The sequence below is a fragment of the Blastococcus colisei genome (assembly GCF_006717095.1).
Taxonomy (GTDB): domain Bacteria; phylum Actinomycetota; class Actinomycetes; order Mycobacteriales; family Geodermatophilaceae; genus Blastococcus_B; species Blastococcus_B colisei.
In genome coordinates, this window is sequence record NZ_VFQE01000001.1 from 3,768,870 (window position 1) to 3,791,460 (window position 22,591).

At 69.8% G+C, this 22,591-nt stretch carries 15 protein-coding genes and 2 pseudogenes; 8 read left to right on the forward strand and 9 right to left on the reverse strand.

The features are described 5' to 3' along the window. Positions 1–82 precede the first annotated feature (82 nt). On the forward strand, positions 83–790 hold the full coding sequence (locus FHU33_RS17915; RefSeq protein ID WP_246063955.1) for a TIGR02391 family protein: 708 nt from the start codon (positions 83–85) through the stop codon (positions 788–790). Between the two features lie 39 nt (positions 791–829). On the opposite strand, the gene FHU33_RS17920 is transcribed toward FHU33_RS17915, so the two are convergent. Both FHU33_RS17920 and FHU33_RS26265 read right to left on the reverse strand, forming a co-directional pair. Then, a complete protein-coding gene (locus FHU33_RS17920) occupies positions 830–2,005 on the reverse strand; it encodes a hypothetical protein (protein ID WP_211355176.1) in 1,176 nt (391 codons plus the stop codon). Between the two features lie 61 nt (positions 2,006–2,066). Continuing rightward, positions 2,067–3,581, reverse strand: a complete 1,515-nt coding sequence (locus FHU33_RS26265) for an exonuclease domain-containing protein (RefSeq protein ID WP_170182505.1) — start codon at positions 3,579–3,581, stop codon at positions 2,067–2,069. A 464-nt stretch (positions 3,582–4,045) separates the two neighbouring features. Here FHU33_RS26265 and FHU33_RS17930 point away from each other — a divergent pair, with 464 nt between their 5' ends. Further along, positions 4,046–4,639 (forward strand): hypothetical protein, encoded by a 594-nt coding sequence (locus FHU33_RS17930; protein WP_142026562.1) that lies wholly within the window; start codon positions 4,046–4,048, stop codon positions 4,637–4,639. A gap of 156 nt (positions 4,640–4,795) precedes the next feature. On the opposite strand, the gene FHU33_RS17935 is transcribed toward FHU33_RS17930, so the two are convergent. From FHU33_RS17935 to FHU33_RS17965, 7 genes and pseudogenes are all read right to left on the reverse strand, one after another. Then, positions 4,796–6,001, reverse strand: coding sequence for an AlbA family DNA-binding domain-containing protein (locus FHU33_RS17935; RefSeq protein ID WP_170182506.1), 1,206 nt, complete (start codon positions 5,999–6,001; stop codon positions 4,796–4,798). A gap of 301 nt (positions 6,002–6,302) precedes the next feature. Continuing rightward, positions 6,303–6,800 carry a recombinase family protein gene (locus FHU33_RS17940; protein WP_342778687.1) on the reverse strand — a complete coding sequence of 166 codons (498 nt, stop codon included), beginning with the start codon at positions 6,798–6,800 and terminating at the stop codon, positions 6,303–6,305. 1,915 nt (positions 6,801–8,715) lie between these two features. Next, complete coding sequence (locus tag FHU33_RS17945) at positions 8,716–9,507, reverse strand: DUF3152 domain-containing protein (RefSeq protein WP_246063805.1); 792 nt, start codon at positions 9,505–9,507, stop codon at positions 8,716–8,718. Between the two features lie 602 nt (positions 9,508–10,109). Then, positions 10,110–11,418, reverse strand: a pseudogene (locus FHU33_RS26500) (SpoIIE family protein phosphatase). 174 nt (positions 11,419–11,592) lie between these two features. After that, positions 11,593–11,934 (reverse strand): PAS domain-containing protein, encoded by a 342-nt coding sequence (locus tag FHU33_RS17960; protein WP_170182508.1) that lies wholly within the window; start codon positions 11,932–11,934, stop codon positions 11,593–11,595. Between the two features lie 325 nt (positions 11,935–12,259). After that, complete coding sequence (locus FHU33_RS26270; protein WP_281281658.1) at positions 12,260–12,778, reverse strand: PP2C family protein-serine/threonine phosphatase; 519 nt, start codon at positions 12,776–12,778, stop codon at positions 12,260–12,262. A 380-nt stretch (positions 12,779–13,158) separates the two neighbouring features. Then, positions 13,159–14,109 (reverse strand): annotated as a pseudogene (locus FHU33_RS17965) (PAS domain-containing protein); the annotation flags it as partial. 369 nt (positions 14,110–14,478) lie between these two features. Between FHU33_RS17965 and FHU33_RS25100 the strand changes: the two are divergent. The 6 genes from FHU33_RS25100 (at position 14,479) to FHU33_RS17995 (ending at position 22,560) form a co-directional block, all read left to right on the forward strand. Then, complete coding sequence (locus FHU33_RS25100; RefSeq protein ID WP_246063807.1) at positions 14,479–14,988, forward strand: ATP-binding protein; 510 nt, start codon at positions 14,479–14,481, stop codon at positions 14,986–14,988. Between the two features lie 858 nt (positions 14,989–15,846). Continuing rightward, a complete protein-coding gene (locus FHU33_RS17975) occupies positions 15,847–17,787 on the forward strand; it encodes a putative bifunctional diguanylate cyclase/phosphodiesterase (RefSeq protein ID WP_170182509.1) in 1,941 nt (646 codons plus the stop codon). 1,395 nt (positions 17,788–19,182) lie between these two features. Beyond that, entirely contained in the window at positions 19,183–19,515 is a 333-nt protein-coding gene (locus tag FHU33_RS17980; RefSeq protein ID WP_142026570.1) for a hypothetical protein, read from the forward strand. Between the two features lie 611 nt (positions 19,516–20,126). Continuing rightward, complete coding sequence (locus FHU33_RS17985) at positions 20,127–21,071, forward strand: ABC transporter ATP-binding protein (RefSeq protein WP_142026571.1); 945 nt, start codon at positions 20,127–20,129, stop codon at positions 21,069–21,071. Next, positions 21,068–21,916: an ABC-2 transporter permease gene (locus FHU33_RS17990; protein ID WP_211355179.1), complete on the forward strand. Its 849-nt coding sequence runs from the start codon at positions 21,068–21,070 to the stop codon at positions 21,914–21,916. The genes FHU33_RS17985 and FHU33_RS17990 overlap by 4 nt, the downstream gene beginning before the upstream one ends. A 227-nt stretch (positions 21,917–22,143) precedes the next feature. Next, on the forward strand, positions 22,144–22,560 hold the full coding sequence (locus FHU33_RS17995; protein WP_142026575.1) for a GtrA family protein: 417 nt from the start codon (positions 22,144–22,146) through the stop codon (positions 22,558–22,560). Positions 22,561–22,591 lie beyond the last annotated feature (31 nt).

The following is a 22,591-nucleotide window of genomic DNA, read 5'->3' on the forward strand; positions in this document are numbered from 1 at the left end:
ACAATCTAAGGGAGACCGGGCGGTATACCGCTCGCGGGTCGCTGATCCCGGCAGCTTTGGCGCCTACCCTCGCTCCGTGACCATGACCTGGGGGGTGCCGCTGGACGCCGAGAAGGCACTCAACTGGCCAGTCGACCGCGTCGCGCTGCACCTACTGGCCGGCTTCAAACGCGGCGGCGAGCAGCACTGGCACAACTTCCTAAACTCCGCCGCACAGGCCTACCAGCGCAATGGCTTCCCGGCGCAGGATTCTCACCGGATCACCCAGGCACTCGCCGAGGCTTATGACTGGCTCATCATTCACGGGCTGTTGTCCGGCATCCCCGGCAAGGGCGAATGGCTGTTCATCACCCGCAGGGGGCTCGGCGTCTTGGACGCGGACGATGGGCTCACGCTCATCCGGGCCGAGGCCCGGCTTGACGTAGACCTCCATCCCCGAATCGCCACCAGGGTTCGCACACAGTTCCTGCTTGGCGAGTATGAGCTCGCAGCCCTCGCCGCCATGAGAGAAGTCGAGATTCGCGTACGGGAGTTGGCCGGAGCCCAAGCGCGCGACATCGGTGTAGGGCTGATGCGGCAGGCCTTCAAGCCGGAGGGCGGCCCGCTAACCGACGCCACAGCGGACAAGGGCGAGCAGGAGGCGCTGTCAGCGCTGTTCGCCGGGGCGATCGGCGTCTTCAAGAACCCCGTGAGCCATCGCCAGGTCGACTACGAGGACCCGACGTTGGCGTCCGAAGTCGTCCTCTTGGCCGACCTGCTGCTGCGCATCCTCGACACGCGGAGCGGCTGATCAGCCTGGGTCGGCTTCTCTTCGCCATGCGGGACGTCGCTATGAGCGCTCGGCGCCGGCAAGGCGCTCTTCGATCGCTGGCACGGCGTCACGGAGCCGCCGAAACACCAGCGCTGGCCGTCTCAGGCGCTTGAGACCCTGGGTCAGCACGTTGCCCATGTGACGCTCGCACACGACGAAGTCCGCGTACCCGGCTGCACAGGACAGGTAGACCATGTCCGTCAGGTCGTTGTGCCTCCAAACCGTTCCCTTATTGAGGTGCCGTTCGTGCAACATCTCGCGGAATACGCCCGTCGTGGGGAGTTTCGGAATGTCCTCGAACAACTGGTCCGGTAACCAGTCCTGGAATTGCCTCAGGGTCCCGCCTGCCGCGTGAGCCTCCTCCGCCAATTCTGTCCGGAGGTCCGATAGAAGTAGGGCATCGATGGACTTGCGCTTCTGCTGGGAGGTGCGATCCACGCCGTCCAGCCAGTCGCTGAATTGCTGGTTCGCCATCGCCCAGCCGGTATCTGGGCCCGGCTCGATCCGTTCGGCGTCCAGCATGACGTCGATCAGGGCTGTGGCGGACGTCAGCGCCTGGTGTTGGAACGCCGCGTCCGGGGGGAGGTCAGCCGGGGGCACGTAGGGCGTTCCACCGCGCCAGTGGCCGTGCAGGACGTCAGGCATGAGGGTGAAGACGGCCGCGTTCCGAGATCCGGCTGTCCCTGCGAAACTGCAGAACGCGTCGTGGAGCTCGTCGCGCCGCACTTGGACGGGGTCACGCATCTGCCAGCCCCGGCTGAGTTGGAGAACCGTGAGGCCGAGCGCGTACCGCTTCTTCTCGTCGAACCGTTTGGTGGTCTCGTAGTAGTGGCCAGAGGACGCCGGCAAGACGATCTTCCGCTGCTGCACCCACTCGGCGAGTTGTCGTGCGGCATCACGCTCTTCGTCGGCGACCTTGGCCGGATCGTGCCGGGCGCTGGCGACGGCGCTCCACTGGTTCTGGTCTAGGTACACCACAAGGCGTCCGGCGAGCTGTTCGCCGCTGCTTGACTTCGGAAGTTCGAACACGATGTCGTCACCTGAGCGCGTGGTCGCCAGGAGGCCGTCAAAGGACGGCGTGACGTGCAGGCGGGACAGAGCGCTGGTTTCAGCGAAGGGTGAATCCCCGAGCGGGAACCGGGCCTCCTTGCCGTCCGAGCGTGTGAACACGACCGAGGACGTCTCGCGATCCATCGTGATCATCGTGATAACCGGGTGGTGCGCGTCGTCCACAGCTGACGGCCGGTGCGACCGGTCAGGCCTGGCCGGTCGCCTCGTGCGCGCGGTGGTAGGCCTCCACCAGCTCCGCTGGCAGGCGGCCCCGTTGACCGACCTCGTGGCCGTTCGCGCGGGCCCAGGCCCGCACAGCCGCCGGGGAGATGGCCGCATGCGTCTCCAGCGCGATGCCCGCTGCAGCAGGTCGAGGAGCGGGTGATCTGACCGTCGTGTTCCCCGCGGTACGCGGCCGCGGGAACGGGGCCCGCGCCTTCTTGACCGCCGGCTGCAGGTGCTTGAGCAGGACTGCGAACTCGTCGGGGTGAATACAGCGCGTGCCATGACCGGCGGCCTCGTCGGCCTTTCCGCCGCAGAAGCTGCCGTCGGTGACCAGGAGCGCCGTGCGGGACGAAACGTTGTTCATCACCCGCACGCCGAGCTTCTCGGCGCGCAGTTCCAGTCGCTCCCGCACCGTCCACTCGCAACCGGTGAAGGCGACCTTGTCGCCGACCCGCAACGGGTCACCGAGCGCCCAGTCAGCAGGCAGCGGGCGCAGCCCTGCGGATAGCCGCTCGCGGCGCGCGGCCTCGGCGGCGTCGAGGGTGACCGTAACCAGCTTCGCCGACACGTCGATCATCTCCGCGGTGGCGGTCAGTTCCGCCTTCTCTGCCCGGCTCACCTTGCCGTCGTCGAGCGCGAGGTGTGCGAGCGCGAGCAGGAAGCCGCGGTGGGCGGCGTGGACGGCGTCGCCGTCGAGGTCGTAGATGGAGGCCACGTCGACCAGTGCCGCCCGCTCGTCGTCGGTGAGGACACCGTCCTCGAGCACCTCGGCCAGCAACTCGAGGTAGGCCAGCGAGCCCTCAGGTGCACCTTCGTCGAGAGCGTCGGCGAGGCGGAAGTCCTCAAGCAGCGTGACCAGCGACGGCGCGGGCGGCGCGGCGGCCCACGTCGCGATCTTGCGCTGTGCCTGGATGGGTAGACCGGCGGCGGGCGGGCGCACGCCGCCAGGCGCGGTCGGCCAGGCCACGGCCCAACCTTGGTGCGGGAGGTCGAGCAGCTCGCGGCGCGGCGGCCGGCCGAAGGTCGGGTCGAGGTAGTTGGCGAGTAGCCGCGCGGTGGCGCGGGCGTCGTGAAGGGCGGAGTGCGCGCGGTGCAGCGAGATTCCGACGGCATCGCAGCAGTCGGCCAGGCGGCGGCGGTTGAGGTGTGGCAGGTGGTCCCAGCTGTGCTCGAGAGTGCAGGCAGCGGGCAGGTGCGGCAGCGCCCAGCCGGCGCGGGCGTACTCCGTGCGCAGGAAGGCCAGGTCGAAGGTGACGTTGTGCCCGGCGATCGCCGCTCCGGCGAGCCGGGTGCTGATCTCGGGCAGCACGTGGGCGAACCGCGGCGCACCCATCACGTCGGCGTCGCGGATGCCGTGGATATGCGTGGCGCCGACCGGACCTTCGGGGTCGAACCGGCACACCCACTCGTCCAGCACCCGCCCGCCGGAGTCGGTGCGCACGATGGCCATTTCCAGGATGCGGTGGCTGTTCGCCGACAGGCCGGTGGTCTCCACGTCGATGACCGCGAACCCCGGCAGCGGCCCGGACGCCGCGGGCGCCGTTGCGGGTGAGCGCCGAGGAGGCGGCACGGGCGGCAATGACGACAGCCGGGGCGTCACAGGCACAGGTACCGACTTGTGCTTGCGAAATCTGTCGAAGAAGCCCATTGCTCACCCTCCGTCGTTGGTCGACCGCGAGACAGCATGTCAGCACGCGACGACAGCACGATGCTTTTCGGTGCCCGCAGGTTCCGGTGAGTCCTCGACGGGTGCGGCCAGCCGACACCTGGGCAGCAGCCGGGTTGCCTTGCGAGACTGACGGCCAATTGCCTCGGCCCGGCGGTCGTCGCCTCAGCGGGTTGGGCATACGGGCGCATGGACGATGTAAGGCAGGCGCGGCGTCTCTAGGCCGAAGCGGAGCGATCGAACCAGTCCCGGCGAGCCGCTCGCCTGTGGGTTAGCTTCGGCAGACTGGCCCCATGAAGCCGAGTCAGCGGTACTTGCAGGACTCCAACCTGATGATGGAGTTCCGCAACGCCTACGTGGAGCTGATCAACCACGCTTACGCGGTCCCTACGGGCCTCACCCTGACGGTACTTAAGGCGGCGCCTGGGGTGAGCCAAAGCGAGTGGACGCGGCTCTACTCGGAGGTGTCCCAGGCAGCCGGCGCCGCGGCATCCGCCTATCCCCGATATGGCGGAACCTTCACTCTGCGCAATGCGGCGTACATCATGAACAACGTTGACCCGGTCGCGAACTGGCAGATGAGCATCCAGGACCCGCAGCAGCTCGAACCGACAACGGTCGTCTCCACCGTCGAGGCCGCGATTTCCCGGTCGCGGCAGGCGTCGGTAGAGGCAGCCGAACGTGAAAGCGGACTGACTGGCCTACTCGCGGCGTTCCTCCGCTGGCCGTCCAACCTCCGCGAGGCTGTGGGGCCCGATCGCTCGGCGCAACGCACCGCAGCCGGAGTCATCGGCATACTTGGCCAGATCCTGGTCGGGATCGTCGCTTCGCTGTTGGCGGCGGGCCTGATCGCGGGAGGCGTTGCGCTCTGGGGGACAGTGTTCTAGCCGTCAAAGAAGTGGCAGCGGCGTAGACGAGGCCTCGCGATCGGACCGCTGCAGCCCGGTAGCATGAGTTGGAGCAGGCTCAATGCTGGTCCCGGCAGACGATCCATTGGCGTCCGCAACCGGATCTCGCAGCAAGCTCGCCACATACGGGAGTGCTCAGGTGGCGCCGAGTTGGACATCGAGCTGCCGTTGATCCCCCAGCACACGAAGCAGCGGGGTCAGCAATCTGGTCAACACGTCGTCCGGCCGGTCGACCAGCTCGCCGGTCGTGGTCGTCGTTGACCACAGGTACTCGTTTTCTGGGTAGGCGGTCCCCATGGCCCAGAACCGGTGGCCGTCTCCGTGGGCCTTCACGCCTTGAAGCCCGGTCACGACCACCGCGGCGTCCCACTGACCGCCATAGCCTGCGTAGTCGGCCAGGCGCGCGGCCAGCCGCAGCGTCTGGCGGGGAAGTGCCACCACTGCCTTGGTCGACAACCAGCGTTTCGTCGAGCCGGTCTCCGTTTCTGTGAAGACCAACGTCGTGACGGTGAGGGCCACTCGGCCGTCGTCACGTAGCGAGACCGCCTTTCCATGCAGTTGGCTGAAGTCGGAGGACGCGACCGCGTCGCCCAGCGGGACATTGCTGATATCCAGACCACGCAGCGTCAGTCGGCTCTGTGAAAGAGCCTCCAGGTTCCAGCCGGTCCTATCCGTAGCGCAGACCTCGTTGACGAGCTGCTGAAGTTGGAACGGCTCCTCGAGAAAGTCTCGCAGCGCGCCGTGCTGGCCGGCGCGGGGAGTCAGCAGCACATGCAGGCTCCCGGGAATGGCCAACGGACCAGCATCGACATATTGCCTGACGACTTGCATGAAGTCTTCTCGCTGCTGAGCGTTGAGGGCCAGGAGACGACGCACATCCGCGTCGATCAGCGGGCGCTTACCAGTGGCACCGCGGCCCCAGTAGCGCTCGTCGACCATGTGCGGCGCCTCGGGGCTGGCGTCAACAGTGACGAGCAAACAGCCGCGACCCGGGCGAGTCGGGTCCACGATGGGAACAGGACGGACCACAAGAGGTGGGTGCACCCGGTCGCGAGCGACTTGGTCGACCCTGTCGGCCAGATCCGCCAGCTCGACGCCGCTGACAGCGCCGGCCCTGCCTTTGTCGTCTTCGATGCCAATGATCAACAAGCCGCCGTCTACGGCCAGTGACGCCAAGTCTCGGGCCAGTTCCAGGTTGGCGGGCTTGGAATGCGCAGGCAGTGCCGCCTTCAACTCGACCCACTGCGTCTCATCGAGGGTGCCGGCGACCGCAGCGTCCACGACGTGCCGCCAGGTGTCCGGTGTCCACCGTGTCCGATGAGGACCGAGGTAGTAGCTCATCAGCCCATGCTCCTCCGTCTGCATCCCGACCAACGCCACTCTGACAGTCAGCGGCACCAGGTGAGACGGCTCCGCTGCCCCCACTGTGCCGGGGCGCGCTTCTCGACCGATCTGTCAGCTCTCGGCGATCCGATGCGAGAAGCCTCCACCCGTTCACGTCCGCGAGGCGGCAACGGCGCCCGGCGCCCGGTATCCCGCAAGGGAACCTCCTGCGGCACCTCGCGATCGGCCATGCAGTCGTGGCGGGTTGTCCCGCGGGGTCTGGCCTGCGGGACAACCCTGCGGTCGCCGGCGGCGAAGCTCACCCGCGAATGCTCGCGCTGTTCGACGCTGCTCGGTGACCGTTCGTCTGGTCGCGTTGCAATGCCCGGTAGACGGTGGAGCGGGCGACGCCGAACAGATCGGCCAGCTCGGCGGTGCTGTGCTCGCTCCGCCGATAGAGGTCTACCAGGTGTGCTTCCTGGCGGGGGTTGAGCTTGGGCTGCTTCCCGCGGAGTCTCCCCTTGGCCTTGGCCACCCGCATGCCTTCCTTCGTACGGACGCGGAACAGGTCGGATTCGAACTCGGCGACCATGGCCAGCACGTTGAACAGCAGTCGCCCGACCGGGTCATGCGGGTCGTACACCGCGCCGCCGAGGCTCAGCCGCACCTGCCGCCGGGTGAGCTCCTCGGCGATCGCCCGGGCGTCGGGCAGCGAGCGAGCCAGCCGGTCGAGCTTGGTCACCACCAGGGTGTCGCCCTCCCGGCAGGCGGCCAGCGCCTCCCGCAGCCCGGGGCGCTCTCGGTTGGTGCCGGTCAGGCCGTGGTCGACGAGAGCCGCCCCGGATCCACTCCGAGTGTGAGCAGTCCCTCGCGTTGGGCGGTCAGGTCCTGGGCGTCGGTGTCCATCGTCCGTCCCAGGGCGCCGAACCGCTCAGGGGCGCGGCTGCCGGCCAGCGGGGACAGTCCCCGCTCCGCCAGGCACGCGCGGATGAGAGAACCGAGACGCCAAGAGGTGCCGGTGCACCTACGGCGCCCTGCTCGGTGGCGCGTTCCTGTTCGCCGACCTCAAGGAGAGGAGGCGGCGCTCGCCGCCAATCAGCAGAGTGAACCCCTGCCGTCTCGGGGTCGATGGAAGGGGCGGACTGTGGCGATCGGCTGCCCCGATCGCTTGGCCGACGACGAGAGCGACGGTGAGCGCCGCGCCCGCCCAGAGCAGCAGCCACGCCCACCAGCTCATCAGCGCACCCCTCCTTTCGGCCTTCCTGGAGATCTACGCTCTCCCGGAGTCCAGCTCCCTGCAACCGGACGGTGACGGCTCGTAACCTGCGGCAGCGCCAGCTCCTCGATAGGGAGGGCGGCCAGCCGCTGCGGCAAACCCGCTGCCTTCGGGCCGATACAACAGAAGACTGATGCTTGGCCGAACCAGACTTAGGTGCGCGCCTTGCTGCGCACGAATGGTTGTCCCCGCCGCCGTACCTAGACGGGTCACCATCGCCGATCGCGCGGTTCTGGTGGCGCAAGCGGGTTGTCTTGGGTGCCCCGCGGGAGGCCCTCGCCGAAGCCGTCGGCCTCTTCGTCGGGGGGTGGTCAGCTGGGGGTACGACGCACCTGCCGGGCGTGCCCGCGGCAGTGAAGAGCCTGACGTCGAACGGGAGCACTGCGGCCGTTGGGTGGCGGCCGTGTTACTGCACCGGGCGGTGCGACGACCCCGCATCACCCCTGGGTTTTGCGAGACCACTCTCGGGCGCGCACCTCTCACGCCAAGCACCGCTTCCCCTCCGATGGGCACCTGGGCGATCGATGACGACCGGACTGGCCGACCAGCAGCTCAGAGGTGGCCTCAATCCACTTCGTCGGACTCGACCCGGCACTACACAACGCCGAAGTCGCCAGGAAGCCGCACGTCGCGGCCGTGTCTCTCGAGTGTCTGCGGCACGTGGTGGATTCGCGTCACCAAGACATCTGCGGTCGTCCTGAGACGCCGAAGAGCCCCCCGCGCACCACCACGAGGTAGCGAACGGGGGGCTCTTGGCGGCCGGGTGTCAAGGCCGGCCGAGTGTTCCTCAGAGAACTGCAAGAGCTTCCCATGGCCACCGTGCTGGACGTCCACGACGCGCCGGTGACGGAGTTGGAGGTGGTTCTCCCTTCGGAGGGCTCAGCCGGCGCTTGCCCATCTTGATGCGTGGCGGGCGTGCCGCCGGAGGAGGCCGGTGTCGCCAGCGCACTGCTCGACGCCGGCCAGCAGGTCCGCGGGGCCCTGCGTCTCGCCATCCTGACCGCGGTCAGTACGGTCCGCACGGACAGCAGGCTCGTTGACCACAGCCAATCGTCCTCCCAGCACGCGTCCCGGTGGACGATCCGCTGCGGCACGTCGACACCTGACTACTGGTGCCGCGCGCACTCGTCGTTGCAGGCTCTCCGTACAGGCGTGGTCTCCCCGCGTGCGTGGTCACGGTCGGAGCGGCTCGGGTTGCCGACTTCGCCATCCACGCACTGTTCTCTGACACGTGAGCCTGGACTGGTCGGTCCTGAACCTCGAAGTGCCGGACCCTGGCCACGCTGCGACCAGTAGCACTGATCGCCGTCGTGGCCGCGTTGCTGCTGTTCCGGATGAAGTGGTCGGTGCTGCGGACCCTGGGTGTCTGCGCGGTTCCCGGCCTGCTGGCCGGCCGGCCCGTGGCCTGAGGACACCGACGTACCGGATACCGACGCGCAGGAAGAGCCATGCTGGGTCAAGGGTAGGGCCACGCATTCTTCGCGCAGCCGTTCAGGCCCAGCGTCTGCTGCTGCATCACCGGCGCGAGTTGACCGGGTCCGGGACACGGCGGGTGCGCGCTGTTCCCGAGTGCGTGACCGACTTCGTGGTTCACGACGTAGTGGCGGTAGGTGGCGACGTCGCCCTCGTAGTCGGGGACGGCGGTGACCCAGCGGGCCAGGTTGATGACGGCCCGCTCGCCGTACCGGCAGGAGGTGTAGCCGCCGGTCCCCACGCCGGGGCAGTAGGTCTCCATGCTCCCCGGGCTGACCAGGCTCACCCGGAAGTCGTACTGCCCAGACGTCGCCTCGGCCGCCCCGACGCGCTGGAAGGACATCCGGCCCCCGTTGCCCCAGGACCTGGGGTCGGCGAGCGTCTCCTCCACCGCCTGGGCGAAGCCCGCACCATCCACGCCGATGCCGTCCTCCGTCTCCACGACGAAACGCTGCACCGGGCCGGTCCCGTAAACCGGCGACGTGCCGTCGATGACGGAGAGGCTGCCCGCCCCCTGCTCGACATAGGTCTCCTCACCGACGACCTGTGGCGTCAGACTCGGACCGGCGTCGCCCTCGGCGAGCGCCGTGGGTTCCGTGGTCTCCTCCAGGAGAGGCAGCGTTGCGGGCGGCAGGGCCTCCGTCGCGCTGCCGCCCGTGGGCGAGCTCACCGCCGCGTCGTCCACCGCCACGTCCACGAGGGCGGCGATCGTGGCGACGATCAGCAGGGGGACGGCATAGACGCGCCATCCGTACTCGTGGACGAAGCGCCGCACCCGACCTGCCTGGCGAACTGGTGTCCGCACGCGGGGGCTGTCCAGCAAAAAGGTGGGGCCGGGCGACGAGAGGGCCGGTCGGAGTACCGGTCCGGCCGGGCTGCGGCCGATGCCCGTGAGCGGCTTGTCCCAGGCGCGCTGAGATCGGCGGCAGGTCACCCGGGCCCCGCACACGGGCGGGTTGGCCATCGGCCGGTCCTCGCCCCACAGGCCGCCCTCGCTCCTCGTCCGTCCGCCGTTGCTCGCGCCCGAGCGTCTCACGGAGTGTGCTGGATCGGTAGCAGTCGCGAATCTCGATTTGGCTGCCGGCGTGAGGGCCTCCCACGCACCTGCCGTCGTCCTATCGACGCGTTGCGCCTGCATGCTGAAGTAGGCCATGCCGCCAGTAATCACGTTCGATGAGCCTCCCGAGTTCGACATCGGTGATCGGGTGCTCACCACGGAACGAGTCGGACCGGTGTGGCACGGGGTGGCGCGTGGCACGCCCGGGGTGGTCGTTGCCCGGACGGCCGACCGATTGATCGCGGTCCGATTCGATGGCGGTCGCGTTGAGCACGTGCACCCAGGCTGCTTGCAGTTGGATCCTGTCGGCGGCTGAACCGTTAGGACGCGCGCTCATGCTCGGCGCTGCCGACGGTTAGGAGATCACCGGCGTAGTGCACGTCCGCGACCCCCTCACCCAGCCCGACCGAGCGCAGGCGGCACCGTTCGCCCGCCCGCTGTTCGCTCGCGAGACGGCCACCACCGTGCACGCGGCGCTCAAGGCGATGTGGAGACGCGCAACCAGGCCCGTCGAGGTCGCGGCCGGCGAGGTCGGCCAGGGTGCGCTGGAGGCGGTGGAGGCCGTGGTCGAGGTACTGGTCGCGGCGCTCGACAAGCCCGTCGGTGTAGAGCAATACCACCGCGTCTCGGTCGAGGGGCACCAGTGACTCCCGCCGGGCGGTGCCGGGGTCGACGCCGAGCAGCAGGTTGCTCGGCGGTGAGCAGCTGCACTCGGCCGTCGGCGGTGATCATCGCCGGGGGTGGATGACCCGCGCTCGTCCAGCGCAGCCGCATGACTGCCCGGGCCCAGTCACCCCCGGCCTCCTCGAGCCGGGCGACCACTGCGGTGGCCAGGATGCCGGCCTGCAGGGTCTCCAGCAGCCGGTCGGCTCGCCGCATCAGGTCCGCGGGCCCGTCGTTGCTCTCGGCGCCGATGGTGCGCACGTTGCTGCGGATCTGTCCCGTCGCGGCCGCGGCCTGGGTGTCGTGCCCGACGACGTCGCCGATGACCAGCGCCAGCGCGCCGCTGGGCTGACGGAACGCGTCGTACCAGTCGCCGCTACTGCGGCGGCCTGGCCGGCCGGCACGTACCGCGCGGCGATCCGCACACCATCGCACTCCGGCGGCCCAGTCAGCAACGACCGCTGGAACCCCTCGGCGAGACCGCGCTGTTAGCGGTACGGGCGGGCGTTGGCCAGCACGAGGCCGGCGCGGGCGGCGACGTGGCCGGCTGTGGCCAGCTGCTCGGACGTGAGCGGGCCGCGCGGCGCCGTTCGCCACGGTAAGCCTCCCGACCGGACCGTTCTGCGCCGGCAGGGGAAGGACGGCGAGCGACTCCGGCACCAGCTCGGTGATGAGGCCGCGCAGAAAGGCGGAGTCCAGCAGCGCCAGGGTCTCCGCGGTGGCGTTGGCCTGAAGTACCTGGGTCTGCCCGGTGCGCAGCGCGCGGATGGTCAACGCGTCATCGTTGATGGCGCTCAGCTGCACCCGAGCGTAGGAAGCCGCGGTTGAGCGCGGGGCCGGATCCACGTGCCAGGCCGCGACGGTGCGCAAGACGCGCCGGGAGCCGGCCGCCTGGTCGTCGTCGAGCAGGGTGACGATGCACCGGTCCGCTACCACGGGCACGACCAACCGGGACAGTCGCCGCACGGCCTCATCGGCGTGCTGGGTGCCACCCGGCCGCTCGCTGACCCGGCTGCGCAGTCACTCACGCCAGCCAGAGAGCTCCGACTGCCACTGGACTCCGTGGCTTCCGGTGGTGACCCGGGCCACGCGGACGGGGGTGCCGCGCTCGTCGGACAGCACCCGGCCCCGCGCGGTCAGTCACCGCTGGCCCCCTTCGGGCAGCATCACCCGGAACTCGTCCTGGTAGGACCCCCAGGCGTCGATCGTCTGCTGCAGCTGCGCGCTGACGCCGGAAGCGTCGTCGGGGTGGAGACGGGCGCGGAAGGCCTCGATCGTCTGGTCGACGGCTGACGGGTCGTAGCCGAACAGCTCGATGAGGCGCTCGTCCCAGATCAGTGTGCCGGTGAACAGGTCCCAGTCGAACGTGCCGACACCCGCAGCGGCGACGGCCAGCTCAGGATGGGTCCGGCGGGTGTCGGCCGCGTCGCTGGCCAGTCCCGGCCAGTGCGCCTCGGCATCCTCGCCGCCGTGGTCCTTCATCGGGCCTCCGTCTCCCATTGCTGTGGCCCGCTCCGAAGACCCGTGGTCCATTGTCTACGACTGATCTGCCCGCCCGGTACTGAGTTGTGCGCAAGACCGCCCGACCGACGCGGCCGTCCCCGCGGTATCAGCAGCTCCGGGGGACCATTTCTGTTCTGATCCCGCGCTTACTGGCGCGACGGAGGGCGGCCCTGGTTGCCAACGCGTGCCCCCCATTGGCGCAGCTGGCGAGGACAGCCCGCCACGCCCCGGTGCCAGCTCCAACTATCGGCCGGCGTCACGGTCGCCAGCTGGGGCGCTCACCGTTTCGCCTTTTCGGCGGCGGTTATTGGGTGATTGTCGGTGGGGCGCACACGGTGGGTGGGATGAGATTCGGGCCGGCTTCTGCGGGGCGGGGTCGGTCTTGGCGGTGTAGGCGGACGGCGACGAGGGCGACGTCGTCGTCGGGTCGGTCGGGCAGCAGGCGCGCCAGCAGGTCGTCGAGGAGTTGATCGAGGTTGCGGCCGGCGAGCTCGGCGAGGGTGCGCTGCAGGCGCTGTACGCCGTCGTCGAGTGGCTGGTCGCGGCGTTCCACGAGGCCGTCGGTGTAGAGCAGCACTACCGCATCCCGGCTGAGGCTGATCTCGGCCTCCCGGCGCGGGGTGTCGGGGTCGACGCCGAGCAGCCGGTCGTGGTGGTCGCCGGTGAGGAGGTCGACCCGCCCGTCGGGGTGGAGCACCATCGGCGGGGGGTGCCCGGCGTTGGACCAGCGCAGCCGGGTGATCCCGCGGCGCAGTTCGGCGGGGGTCTGTTCCAGGCGGGCGACCACGGCGGTGGCGAGGGTGTCGACCTGGAGGGTCTGCATGACCCGATCGGCCTGGCGGAGCAGGGCGGCGGGGCGGCGGGGCGGCGGTTGGTGGCCGCCCCCAGCGCCCGCACGATGGTGCGGACCTGTCCCATGGCGGCGGCGCGCATGTCGTGGCCGGCGACGTCCCCGATGACCAGCATGGTGGCCCCGCCGGGCTGCAGAAAGGCGTCGTACCAGTCCCCGCCGACCTGCGCGGCTTCCGCTGCTGGGGTGTAGCGCACGACGACCTGCAGGTGATCGGGTTCCGGCGGTGGGGTCAGCAGGGAGCGCTGCAGGGTCTCGGCGAGCTCGCGCTGCTGGCGGAAGAGCCGGCCGTTGTCCAGCGCGAGCCCCGCGCGGGCGGCAATATCGCGTGCGTTGGCCAGGTCCTCGGCGCTGAACGGGGCCCGCTGCGCCCCGGTGTAGAGCGACAGCACGCCCACGGTGCGTCCCCGCGCGCGCAGCGGCACGAGGACCCCGTGTCGGGGGGCCAGCTGCGCGAGGAGGTCGGCGGCCTCGCCGGGCTGGGTCAGCGCCAGAACCGATTGCGCGGCGTCGGGGGGAATGAGCACCGGCCCGGGGGCGGTCAGCGCCCGGTGGACGTACGCGCCGGGCTTGGCGGCGGCCAGGCGGGTGGCGGTGTAGCGCGCGACGACGGGGCGCATCGCCGGGTCGTCGTGCCAGCTGGCGACGTCCCGCAGCCCCCGCAGCGAGCCGGCTGGGGCGTGCTCGTCGACGACGGTGACGATGCACCAGTCGGCCAGGGCGGGGACCACGAGCCGGGCCAACCGGCCCACCGCCCGGTCGGTGTCCAGCTGTTCGGTCAGTTCGCCGGCCACCCGGGCGAGCAGTTCCGCGCGGCGTGCGGCGGCGTCCGCGCTGTGCTGCGCGTTGCGGCCGACCGTGATGTCCCAGGCCGCGCCCAGCAGCCGGACCGCGGCGCCGGCTTCGTCGCACAGCACCCGCCCGCGGGCCTGGATCCACCGCAGCCTCTGGTTGGGCAGCACGATGCGGTACTCGGCCTCGTAGTCCGCACAGTCAGCGATCGCCTGCTGGAGCAGCTGGGTGACCCGCAGAAGGTCTTCCGGATGCAGGCGGGCGTTGAAACCGCCGATGGTCTCGTCGAAGGAGATCGTGTCGTAACCGAACAGCTCCAGCAGGCGCTCGTCCCAGCTCAGGGAGCCGGTGACCAGGTCCCAGTCGAAGGTGCCGATACCGGCGGCGGTGACGGCCAGATCCAGCAGGGTCCGCTGGCCGTCGCCGCCCACGGTGTCCAACCCCAGTGCCGCTCGGACCGACGACGGGCCATCCGGCGTCGGCTCGCCGCGGTCCCGGCCCCCGTACGTCACAGTGCAGTCCCCACGCTTGCTCGCGAGCGCGGACCGCCCGACGTAACCCCATTGTGAGCATCCAAACGCGGCACGTTATGTGATGCGCAACACGTGCAGGCTCTACACGAGCCGCTGCGATCCCGGGGCTGGTCTCCATGAGCCCTCCCCCATCCCGGGACAGGCGACCGACAGCGGTTCAGCGCCGGCGATCGACAGCATGACCTCGACGCCGGAACGGTCCTGCCGTGGTCGTCTCGATCAGGTACTTTCTGGGGCGATGGCTGTAGCAGTACGGTCGCGGGTCGTTCATGGGTGCGCGGAAGGTCGCCGCCCAGTAGTGGTCAGGATCCTCGGTCGGGGCTGACACTCGACCCGAGGAAGAGGCGCATGAGCGAGCCGATGTGGGGCGAGCGGATTGCGCCGCAGCCGGGCGCCTCGGACTCCGCGGCTATCTGGGACGGGCGGCCCTGGACGGTGGCCGACGTGACCGAGCTTCGGTTGCAGATGCGCGCCGGTCTCGCCGACGGTGCCCGCCCCTGCGACGCCGATGACGATGACATCGAGAAGCTGCTGCTGGTCTTCGAGGAGCTGACCTCCAACGGGCTCCGGCACGGTCAGGCGCCGGTGCGGGTGGTGGTCACCACCACCGCCTCCGGCTGGCTGATCGACGTCAGCGACGCCGCGGCCGACCGCCCGCCCACGCCAGCCGTCGGCCGAGACGCTGCCGACGGCGGCCTCGGCCTCTACCTGGTCGCCCGGCTCAGCGCCGCGCACGGCTGGGCGGTACACGGCGACCGCAAGCACGTGTGGGCGCGCATCGACTACGCCTCCCCGCCCCCGCCGACACCGGCGCCGCCGCGGCCTCGGTCACGCGGCGGCCAGGATGCGTCCCGGTAACGCATCCTCTGCGGGATTTCCCTCTACTCCGTTCGGCCGGATGTAGCCGGAGCGGGTTGGGTGCCGTTAGTTCGGCCAGTCCGTGGTCAGGATGGCCACGGCACCGCTCTCGTCGTCGAGTTGCACCACCAAGCCGAGAAGGCCGTGGACGCAGGATTGACCAACCGCCGAAGGCGTCGCGTTTCCATCGCCCCAGACTGTTGGTGCCCTGCCCTGCCCGGCAGCGGCGCATGCGATGCAGATGCTGCGCCGGACGCCGGCGGTGCCCTTCGCATCCACCTCACCCTGACCCGGCGCCACCGCTGGGAGCCGATAGCTCCGGCCGAGCAGGTGCCTTCGCTGCTTGACCAGGACGGATTGCTGTTCATGACCCGACCCGAAGCGCGCGGGGAGTCATTGCACCGGCATATCTGCGTTCGGCATCTGGCGGGGCTATCGACCTGCACGGTCCCGTCACATGTGGTGGTCATGTCCCTGGAATCGGTGACGGCAATCGCCACCTGAAGCGTGCACAGGCCAAATCTTCCTCTTATCGAGGGGCGCCTACCCGGGTGGGTGACGGGTGAATGAACTTGGTCTTGCTCGGTATGTTGGCCGAACCGCCAAACGTCACTCCGGCTGCAGCTAGCAATAGGCCATGCGGCCCGATCTCGACAGGCCGACCGGACAAAACACGTTGCCCTCTGTCCGGAGGACCTGCGGTTTCGCATGGGATATTCAAGCTGGACCGCGTGCAGTTAGGCATCAACGGGGCATCAACGACGACACCCGAATGGGTGCACGCCACCTCGAGTAGCTCAAGGCCGGCGCTAATGCGCCGATATGGCTGGAGTGATCATTGGTCGGAGGGGGTTTCGCGTGCGCCGAGTCTTTATGTCGCGGCTGCTCCTGCTGGTTGTCATCAGCCTAGTTCTGGCCGCCATGGTGTGGCTGATACTGGGACTCCAAAGCCGGGGCCAGGAGCGCGCCGCCGCCCAAGGCGAGAAGACCGCCGAGGTCATCGCCGCCACCGTCGTCCGCCCGCGTCTGGACGCGAGTGACCTCGCCGGAGGTCAGCTATTCGCCGAGGACCTTGCTGAGCTGCGTGATGACGTCGATCAGCTGCGCGGTGACGGACAGTTGCTGGGCCTGAGCGTCTGGCGTCTGGACGGCACACCCTTGTTCGACGGTTCCCCGGCCTCCGACGCCCTCCAGCCTTCCGACGGCGATCTTCACCGCGCCCGGCAGGGTAAGTCGTGGACGGCGTCCGGGCGGGCCGCGGACGGGCAGGACCAGCTGCGGGTCTTTCTTCCCTCGCCGACCGCGGAGGAAGACGCCGGCTCGGGCGGGTCACTGGTCCAGGTGGTGATCCCGCACGGCGACCTCACCGCGGCCGCGGAGGACCGGCTGCTGCGCCAGCAAATGGCGGTCGTTGTGATCTTCGGGCTGGTGATCGTGGGGCTGGTGTGGTTGCGGCACCGCCTGCTGCGGCGCGAGCGGCACGCCCGCCACGACCCGCTGACCGGGCTGCTGAACCGCCGCGCCCTGTACGAGGACGCCCACGGTCCGCTGGCCAAGGCGAGTTTCAAGCGTCCGCTGGCGTTTCTCCTTCTGGACCTCAGCGAGTTCAAGTCGGTCAACGACACCCTCGGTCACACCGCCGGCGACCTCCTGCTGCAGCAGGTCGCGGCGACCCTGCAGGCCGCGGTGCGGCCGGAGGATCTGGTGGTCCGCCTCGGCGGCGACGAGTTCGGTGTTCTGCTGACCCACCTGCCCGACACCGCCGCGGCGCAGGACCGGGCTGAGCAGCTGCTCCGCCGGCTGCGGGAGGCCCCGTTCACCGTGGAAGGTGTCGACCTGTCCGTCGACGCCAGCATCGGGGTGGCGCTGGCCCCCGAGCACGGCAGGACTCTGCCCGAGCTGCTGCAGCGCGCCGACGTGGCCATGTACCAGGCCCAGCGCAGCCGTCGCGGCACCGCGGTCTATGACCCGACGACCGACCAGCACACCGTCGGGCAACTGGCCATGGTCACCGACCTGCGCCGGGCGCTGGACAACGACGAGTTCGTCCTGCACTACCAGCCCAAGGTTTCCCTCCGGGACATGCAGGTCACCAGCGTGGAGGCGCTGGTGCGCTGGCAACACCCCACCCGGGGGCTGCTGGCGCCCGGGGAGTTCCTGCCGGTTCTGGAGCGCAGCGGGCTGATGCAGCCGCTGACCCGCTGGGTGCTCAGGGAAGCCATCGGGCAGGCCGCCAGCTGGCGCCGGGCCGGCATGCCGCTGCAGGTGGCGGTCAACATCAGCCCCCGCAGCCTCCTGCAGGACGACCTGCCCGCCCGCGTCCTGGCCGCCCTGGTGGCAGCGGAGCTGCCAGCGTCGCTGCTGCAGCTGGAGATCACCGAGACGGCCGTGATGACCAACCCCGAACGCGCCGCCTTCGTGCTGACACAGCTGCAATCCCGGGGCGTCGCGGTCGCCATCGACGACTTCGGCGCCGGCTACACCAGCCTCGCGTTCCTCCGCATCCTGCCCATCACCGCCCTGAAGATCGACCGCAGCCTGATCCACCACATGCTCGACCACGACGAGGACGAGGCGGTCACCTCGGCAGTGACCGACCTGGCCCACCGGCTGGGCTTCAGCGTGATCGCCGAAGGCGTCGAATCCCAGGCGCTGCTCGACCGACTCGCCGCCCTGGGCTGCGACCAGGTGCAGGGGTACGTCATCAGCGCCCCGCTGCCCCCCGCCGCCCTCGAAGGCTGGCTCGCCGACTGGCGGGCCCGCAGCAGCACGTCCGTCGAGACTGCTGCGGCCTCATAACGGCCTCTCAAGAATCAGCGTCTCCCGTGCGGGAAGGGCTCAAGGTGTCACCCCGAATGGCCGAAGTACCGGGAGTGAAGCTCCGAAGACGCCTGACGGCCCGCTTCGTGGGCACCGCCCGTCATGTCGGGCGGCGTGTCCGCGATGCTTGGCAGTCGCGCAAGCCGATCTGGCTCCCGAGACTTCGGCGTGCACGCAAGATTGTTGTGGTGGCAGCTGTGCTAGTCCCCCTCATCGTGCTAGGAATCGCGGATCAAGTCAGCAGGCGCCTGGCTGATGCGTCAGCGCTCACCGCCGGAACCGTGGCGGAGACAACGGACGGGAACGCATTCGTACACCAACCGTCTCCGTGGGACGTCATCATCCAGAAGGTCCGCGACGTCGCTCCGGACATTCCCAGGGTCCACATCGGATTCGGGCCGCTCGCGGACCTGTCACTCACCCCGGAGACCGACGCGGACACCGGTGGCGCGTCGCCGGCAGCGGCGGGCAGTCAGCCCCAATTCATGACCACTCCATTCGGGCTCGTCATGGGCGTAGCCGCGTTGGCGGCAGTTGGCCTCGGCATAGTGCGACGGCAACGTCGCGGCCGCCAGGACGAGACATCGAACGGCGACAGCCAGCGCTCCCCGGGCGATCTGAGTATGGACTTCCCGCAGCGGGACGTCGAAAAGGCGGTCAAGGACCATAGCCGTTTGCCCAGGAGCGAGGACCCAACCCTGCAACTCGCGTTCCAGTCCCCAGTCGACCTACATCGCAGTCCGCCTGACGCTCCCCAGCGTCGACCCGCGCGCGACAACGCAGTCCTTGCCACGCCAGCAGTCAGGACACCAACGATGGGACATGAAGGCGACCGCCACCAAGCGCCACAGGAGGACGTCCGCACCGATGCCCGTCGCTCCCCGGCGCCTCCCGCCCGTTCCCCGAAGGTCCCGCCCGCCGGTGCCCTCAGCCCGCGAATCCCACTGGCGACCCCCGAGGCGAGAGAACGCGTTCACGCAGAAGACACGACCAGCCGCGTCGTCCTGTTCACTGCAACGAAGTGGCATAACTGAACCGCGAGGCAGCCCGGGCCGAGAAAGTCGGCGTAAGCCCGGCTTCGGTGCTCGCGAGCGGAATACGGCCTAAAGGCACCTGCCTGCGTCAGTCCGGCGTAAAGCGGAACGTGCTACGAAAGTTCAACGGGCCCAGTGGGGGCGCGTCGTGTCCGGTGACGTCCCGCCCGAGTCGCGAGAGTGAGCCTTCGCGCACCAGCCCAAGAACTGCACAACAATGGAGCCCCCTGGCGTCTCGGAGATTGTTGCGTAAGACACCTGGACTCTTGCTTCAGGTTGCCGGGGTACGCGCCGATGTATCGGGGGAAGACGACTGTGTAAATCTGGGGAGGAGCCTCGAGTGATCGTCAGCTGCCGGGTGAGGACGCCGGCCACCGACCTGCAGGTGGCTGCCGGCGTATCGGACATTCTCGACCGCCGCGCCGAGCTGAAGCGACCGCCGGCCACACTGGCCATCTCCGATGCCATCGCCCTCGGAATCGCGGGACTCTTCAGCAGCGCGACCCCCTCCGGTCGCGTGTTCGGTCACTTCTACAGACGCGGCTCGGTAGACAGCGCGGAGCTGATCGAAGCGGCACGCCTCGAGCAAGGCTTCGCCTCGCCCGAGGGGCACGCGGCGCTGCACTGCCTCATCGGGTGGGTTCGGAGTCGGGTGAATGGTCAGACCCATTAGCGTCTGCGGTGCTGGAGAGAGCTAACCGCCTGCGCGGTGCGCTCCGGGTGCCGACGGACGACCCAGGCGCCTCGCCTCGCGCCTCGCGCCTGGGGAGCACGCCGAAGCGGCGTTGTACGTCCACGGCCTGGTGATCGCGCGAGACGGGACTGGGACTCGACCTCCTGCTGCTGGCCTCGCTCTGCACCGGCACCACCCCCAGGTGCTAGCCGACTCCGTCGGCGCCGCGGGAGCCGGCGCGCTCAAGGCGCTGCTCATCGAAGCCGTCAACGAGCACCTACAGCCCCAACGCGCCCGCTGGCGCGATTCGCCGCTGATCTCGGCCACCTACTCCAGGTATTGCGCTCCTGCAGCACCCCGCTAACCACATCCGCAGCAGCACCCTGGGGCAGGTCTACCGAGAACGGGCATCAAGTCGCAACGCCGCCTGCGGCCGGCAGTGAGAGATGTGAAGACGGGGATCCCGTCGTCGTCAGTGGGCCGCGTGTCGTCCGGCCGTACTGCATCGGCGGTACGGCCGAAAGCCCACGTAGGGACGACGACGATGACCCCACGGCCGGGCAGGCTGGCGGTGTCCCCGCGACTGCGGGTCGACCGGCGTCAGGAGAACGATGATCGAGGTACGTGGCCTGAGCAAGCACTACGGCGAGAAGGTGGCCGTCGATGACCTGACGTTCACCGTACGTCCCGGTGTGGTGACAGGTTTCCTCGGGCCGAACGGGGCCGGGAAGTCAACGACCATGCGGATGATCGTCGGACTGGACCGGCCGGACGCCGGCACGGTCACGGTCAACGGCCGCCCGTTCCGGGAGCACGCCGCGCCGCTGGCCGAGGTGGGGTCCCTGCTGGAGGCCAAGGCCGTGCACACCGGGCGGTCGGCCTACAACCACCTGCTGGCGATGGCAGCCACCACCGGGGTGCCCCGCCGCCGCGTGGACGAGGTGATCGACCTGGTCGGGCTGCACGAGGTGGCCCGCAAGCGCGCCGGTGGCTTCTCCCTGGGCATGGGCCAGCGGCTGGGTATCGCCTCGGCGCTGCTCGGCGATCCGCAGACGCTGTTGCTGGACGAGCCGGTCAACGGGTTGGACCCCGATGGGGTGCTCTGGATCCGCAACCTGCTCAAGGGCCTGGCCGCCGAGGGGCGCACGGTGTTCGTCTCCTCGCACCTGATGAGCGAGATGGCGGTCACCGCCGAGCACCTCATCGTCATCGGGCGGGGCCGGCTGATCGCCGACTCCCCCACGGCCGAGCTCATCGACCGCGCGTCACACAGCAGTGTCCGGGTCCGCTCCCCGCAGCTGTCCGAACTCCGCGAGGTGCTGGCCGGGCCCGACATCACGCTCACCACTCACCCCGACGGATCGATGCAGGTCACCGGGTTGCGCGCGGAGGACATCGGCTATCTGGCGGCTAGTCGCCAGATAGTGCTGCACGAACTCTCCCCGCAGCAGGCCTCCCTGGAACAGGCGTTCATGGAGCTCACCCAGGACGCCATCGAGTACCACGCCACCACCACCCTCACCGACACCCTCACCGACACGAAGGCCGCATCGTGACCACCACCGCCCCCTCCCCCGCCCGCCCGCGGCAGGGCGACCTCCGTCTGACCCAGCGGCGCGTCGTCGTCTCCGAGTGGGTCAAGCTCCGCTCGCTGCGGTCCACCGTCTACACATTGGTGGCCGCGGTGATCGTGATCATCGGGTTCGGCCTGCTCGCCTCCGCCGCCGTCTCCGGGCAGCTCGAGGGCCCACCCGGCGGTGGCCAGGGCGCCCCAGGCGGCGGGTTCCCCGTCGACGCCACGATGATCAGCCTCGCCGGCGTCCAGCTCGCCCAGATCATCATCGGCGTGCTCGGGGTGCTGGTCATCAGCGGGGAGTACGCCACCGGCATGATCCGGTCTTCACTGACCGCCGTCCCCCGGCGGCTCCCGGTCCTCTGGGGCAAGGCGATCGTGCTGTCCGCCGTGACCGTGGCGCTCATGCTTGTCGCGGTGCTGGTCGCGTTCTTCGCCGGCCAGGCCATCCTGGCGGGCAAAGACATGGACGTGGCGCTGACCGACGACGGCGTCCTCCGTGCGGTCGTGGGCTCCGCGCTGTACCTCACCGGCATCGGCGTGATCGGCATCGCGCTCGGCGCGCTGCTGCGCCACACCGCTGGGGCGATCACCACGCTCTTCGCTGTCCTGCTGGTCGTGCCCGGCCTGCTCGGTCTCGTCCTGCCCGACAGCTGGGCCGACGCGATCGCTCCGTACCTGCCCGCCGCTGCCGGGCAGGCCTTCACGGCCGTGGCCGACACCGGGCAGGGACTCCTCGGCCCCGGCGCCGGGTTCGCCGTCTTCATCGGATCGGTTGCCGTGCTGCTCGTCGCGGCGGCCGTGGCCCTCACCCGCCGCGACGCCTGACGCCCGAACCGGAGCCGCGCCGGGGCGGGTTGCGCCGCCCGGACGCGGCCCGGTCCTGATGACCAGGGCCCGACCGTACGAACCGAATCTGCGCTCCGCGGCAGCGTGCGTTTCCAACTAGGAGGACCCGTGACCTGCCCGCCCCTCGCCCGGCGGATCACGGCCCACCGGGCGGACGGCCGACGGCCCGGCCCGCGCCGGGGGAAGCGGCATCCCAGGAGGTCGTCATGACGGGACTGCCGGCGCTGCTGCGCAGCGACGCCGGTCGGCCGCAGTTGCTCCGGTTCGCTGCCGTCGGTGGGGTGTCGAACCTCGTCTACCTCGCCCTGTTCGCCGCGCTGCACGGCCTGGGCGCCCAGCCGGCCAACCTGGCCGCGGCGCTCACCTCGACCGTCCTGTCCAACGACCTGCACCGCCGGCTGACTTTCCACGCCGATGAGCGGGTGACGTGGTCGACCGCCCAGTGGCGGGGCGGTCTGCTGGCCCTGGCCGGGATCGTCACCACCGCTGTCGCCCTGGCGGTGCTCGACGCTGCCGCCGGCACTCCGGGACTATGGGTCCAGGCGGCAGTGATCGGGGCCGTGAACGGAACCGTGGGCCTGGTACGCTTTCTCGCCCTGCGCCGGTGGTTCCGTCCGCGGTGACCCCTACCGCTCCTCGGGCCACCACAGCGGG